General features: G+C 52.4%; 5 protein-coding genes. 3 read left to right on the top strand and 2 right to left on the bottom strand.

Going from position 1 to position 3,659, the window contains the following annotated elements; all coding sequences use genetic code 11:
• Positions 1 to 72: 72 nt before the first annotated feature.
• Complete coding sequence (locus tag GOB85_RS18425; RefSeq protein ID WP_061487114.1) at positions 73 to 582, bottom strand: hypothetical protein; 510 nt, start codon at positions 580 to 582, stop codon at positions 73 to 75.
• 118 nt (positions 583 to 700) lie between these two features.
• Here GOB85_RS18425 and GOB85_RS18420 point away from each other — a divergent pair, with 118 nt between their 5' ends.
• The 3 genes from GOB85_RS18420 (at position 701) to GOB85_RS18410 (ending at position 3,035) form a co-directional block, all read left to right on the top strand.
• Positions 701 to 1,840, top strand: a complete 1,140-nt coding sequence (locus GOB85_RS18420) for a pyridoxal phosphate-dependent aminotransferase (RefSeq protein ID WP_019087403.1) — start codon at positions 701 to 703, stop codon at positions 1,838 to 1,840.
• A gap of 334 nt (positions 1,841 to 2,174) precedes the next feature.
• Positions 2,175 to 2,498, top strand: a complete 324-nt coding sequence (locus GOB85_RS18415; protein WP_010518083.1) for an ArsR/SmtB family transcription factor — start codon at positions 2,175 to 2,177, stop codon at positions 2,496 to 2,498.
• 24 nt (positions 2,499 to 2,522) lie between these two features.
• On the top strand, positions 2,523 to 3,035 hold the full coding sequence (locus GOB85_RS18410; protein WP_019087402.1) for a rhodanese-like domain-containing protein: 513 nt from the start codon (positions 2,523 to 2,525) through the stop codon (positions 3,033 to 3,035).
• Between the two features lie 395 nt (positions 3,036 to 3,430).
• Here GOB85_RS18410 and GOB85_RS18405 read toward each other — a convergent pair.
• Positions 3,431 to 3,659 (bottom strand): Tn3 family transposase (locus tag GOB85_RS18405; RefSeq protein WP_173578826.1); only part of this gene is annotated, 229 nt, incomplete at its 5' end.

Here is a 3,659-nt window from a genome sequence, read left to right as displayed (position 1 = left end):
ATACTCTGTCTGCATCGGGTTTTCTTATAGCTTACGAAAATTTCTTTTGTGCAAAACAGACTTTTTCATAATCTAACCCGATGTACAACCCTTCTGTGAGATTTCCGCGTCCAGAACGACCGGAATTTCCGGCACAGGCGCTGCCGAATGACTGACCCACCAAAGGCGCTTTTCCAGCCGGTCAAAAGCGAAAAAATCATCACACAGCATGGCAATGAGTTCGGGTTCATCGCTCATGTGCCGTGACGCAATCCGCTCCAGCCGCATGCCCGCTTCATAAGACGCCAAACCGATCACGCCTCCGGGAAAAGGCAGATCTTCCGCACTGCGTGGACGCAACATCGCACGGATACAAGACCAGACATCCGTCCCCTGCGCGATTTCCACACCGTCACGCTTCAGAACCCCCTGTCGCAACACGAGTGTGGAGACTGGTCGTGGACAGAGCCATGACCAGCGCCCCTCAGGCGACTCTCCACCGCTGTCCAGCATGACGCAGGACGATGCTCCGGAAGCAAATCCGAGAAAATCCTCGGGCGGGCGCCAAGCAAGCTCTGTCTTGAAAATCTCGGAACATATCATTCGTGCTTTTTAGCCCGGTTCGCAGCAGAAGATTAAGCGTCTTTGTGCTGGTCTTTCTCCTCTTTCATTCCATCTCTGCTATCAGGGCCAAAGTTTCAGACAACCCCATGGGTCATGCATGTCCGTTCCCGAAATCGCACCGTTCCACGCCATTGAACTCAGCGCTCTGGCCCACCGTCTCGCAGCCGAGGGACAGGACATCATTCACATGGAATTTGGCCAGCCCTCCACCGGGGCGCCGACCAAGGCCATCGAACGCGCACAACATGTTCTGGCCACAGATCCGATGGGATATTGGGAAAGTCAGGCCCTTCGTGAACGGATCGCCCGGCATTATCACGACACATATGGCGTCAGCATCCGCCCGCAGCAGGTCATTCTGACCTGTGGCGCGTCACCGGCTCTGGTTCTGGCCCTGCTGTCCAGCCTCACACCCGGCATGCGCGTTGCTCTGGCCCGGCCGGGTTACGTTGCCTATCGCAACACGCTGAAAAGCCTTCACATGGTCCCGGTTGAAATCCCGTGTGGCGAGAAAGAATGCTTCCAACTGACAGCGCGCGCCATCGAAGCGCTTGTGCCCGCACCGGACGCCCTGATTATCGCCAGTCCCGCCAACCCTACGGGGACCATCCTGCCGGAACAGGAATTCCGCGCCATCGTCCGCGTCTGCCGCGAGCGCAATATCCGGATCATCTCCGACGAAATTTACCACGGTCTGAGCTATGATGAACCAGCGCACAGCGCTCTGGAATATGAACCGGAAGCGCTGATCGTGAACAGCTTTTCCAAATATTTCAGCATGGCACCCTGGCGTCTGGGATGGCTGATCATTCCCGAAGACATGATCGACAAGGCGCGTGCCCGCATGGGCAATCTGTTCCTGACACCTTCTTCCCTGAGCCAGCACGCCGGGCTGGTCGCCTTTGATTGCAGCGAGGAGCTGGAAGGGCATCTTGTGACCTATCGCAAGAACCGCGATCTTCTCCTGCAAGCTCTCCCACAGATGGGCTTGAACAATATAGCCCCCCCTGATGGCGCGTTTTATGTTTATGCCGATATCGGACATCTGACTGACAACAGTCTGATATTTTGCGAAGAACTGCTGCGCGATACAGGTGTTGCAACTGCGCCCGGAATTGATTTCGACCCGGTCAATGGCCACAAATTCATGCGCTTCAGCTTCGCGGTTTCAACCGACAGGATTGAAGAAGCTATTGCCCGCATGATTCCCTGGTTTTCAGCGAAAACGGACAAATAAAGGGGCATACTCCCCCCATTGTTCGTTAAGAAAATTATGCCGAGTGTTCTTCTGCCGCTTCCAAAGCCGGAAAAACACTCAGTGCAGACCACTGGAAACTGCAATCCTTATTCGCTTCCGGCGTCTAACTGATGACATTCTGCAATTCGCATGAAAAGGATGCGGAATGTCATGTTTTTTCAAAAAATATTTGAAAACATAGACGAAATTACAGAAATCATTATCTGGCATATTTCACGAGGCATATACCGGCATCCATACGGAAAGACACTTTACGATTTGGATTAAGTATTTTAGATATTGCTAAAATAGAATTCTGCAATAAGGTATCAACGTGGAAAAACGAAACCTATCCCTCTCCCATGAAGCCATGCAGCGTCATGCCTCGGAAGCAGAGAGGTTTCTCAAGGAACTCGCCAATGCCAACCGACTGATGGTGCTGTGCCACCTTGTCTCCGGTGAAAAAAATGTCGGAGATATCGCTGAAGCCGTTGGATTATCGCAGTCGGCCCTGTCTCAACATCTGGCGCGACTTAAAGATGCTGGTCTGATTACTTCAGAACGACGCGGCCTGATGATCTATTATCGACTTTGCAGCGCTGAAGCACAGGCAGTACTTGCCGTGCTTCAGCTGATCTTCTGTCGCGAACACCCTTGATTAGGAAGTTCATGTAAAATGACAATGCAGTCCGTGGATGCAAAAACCCTGAACGATTGGCTGGAGCAGAAGAAAGTCGCCCTGGTCGATGTGCGAGAGCCCTCGGAATTTGCATCCGAGTCCATTTCCGGCGCGACCCTTCTGCCACTGGGCTCAATCAAAAAGGCCATTCTGCCGCCTCATGCTGACAAAAATCTGGTCATTTATTGTCGCAAGGGTGGTCGTGGTGCTTCTGCCTGCAAGAAACTATTGGCCGAAGACCCCAGCCTCACTCTCTATAATCTTGAAGGAGGCATCGAGTCCTGGATGAAGGAAGGCCTGCCATTACAAAGAAGCGGCCGGAAAGTCCTGCCCCTCGACCGTCAGGTGCAACTCATCATCGGATTACTTGTTCTCACAGGCAGCCTTCTCGGCTTTTTTGTAAGCCCATGGTATTTCCTGCTGACCGGCTTTTTTGGCGCGGGCCTTACCGTTGCTGGACTGACAGGTTTTTGCGGCCTGGCACGGGTCGTAGCTCACGCTCCATGGAACCGCTAAGCGCAGCCACAACAGTCAGTCCAACAGCCGATCAGATTGCATACCCCTGCGCTGCGATTTCCATGATTTCTTCTTTCCTGTTTTCACAGGGAGAGGAAATCCCGGAGTCGTGAAGTTAAATATTATGCAATGCTAATATATAAAATGACTGGAAATTCCGGAAAAACCTACATCCGACGCTCCGAACGTTGAAATTGAAAAAATAATCTCACACCCGCGACCTTCATGACGGGAGGACAGCCACAAATTTCAGACTGGATCCGGCAACAGAAAAGTAAAAATCATCTACAGGACAAAGAAATGACAGACATATCCCCCTATGAAGGGATCACGACACGAAAGTGTATTTTACGTACGCTTGGAGTGAACACCTGTAGAACTGGCCACATTGAGGCTCACGCAACAAGTAGGGATGCAGGTACCCAAAGCGGTCGTAACGCGCCAGCTTCGGGCTGCTCATCGACATTCCAGCGATAGTCGCCTGTCAGAGAAATATGCTCCCAGCCGAGGGGGGCGATATGCTGGGCCAGGTCATCTGAAATACCGAGCGTCGTGATGGCAGACTGAAGATAGCGCGTATTCCATAGGATGACCGCTGCCACCAGCAGGTTCAGACCTGACGCC

Origin of the sequence: Acetobacter fallax, from assembly GCF_011516735.1 — a bacterium.
Classification (GTDB): domain Bacteria; phylum Pseudomonadota; class Alphaproteobacteria; order Acetobacterales; family Acetobacteraceae; genus Acetobacter; species Acetobacter fallax.
The sequence above is the reverse complement of the archived record's forward strand: the minus strand, read 5'-3'. Positions and strand labels throughout refer to the sequence as shown.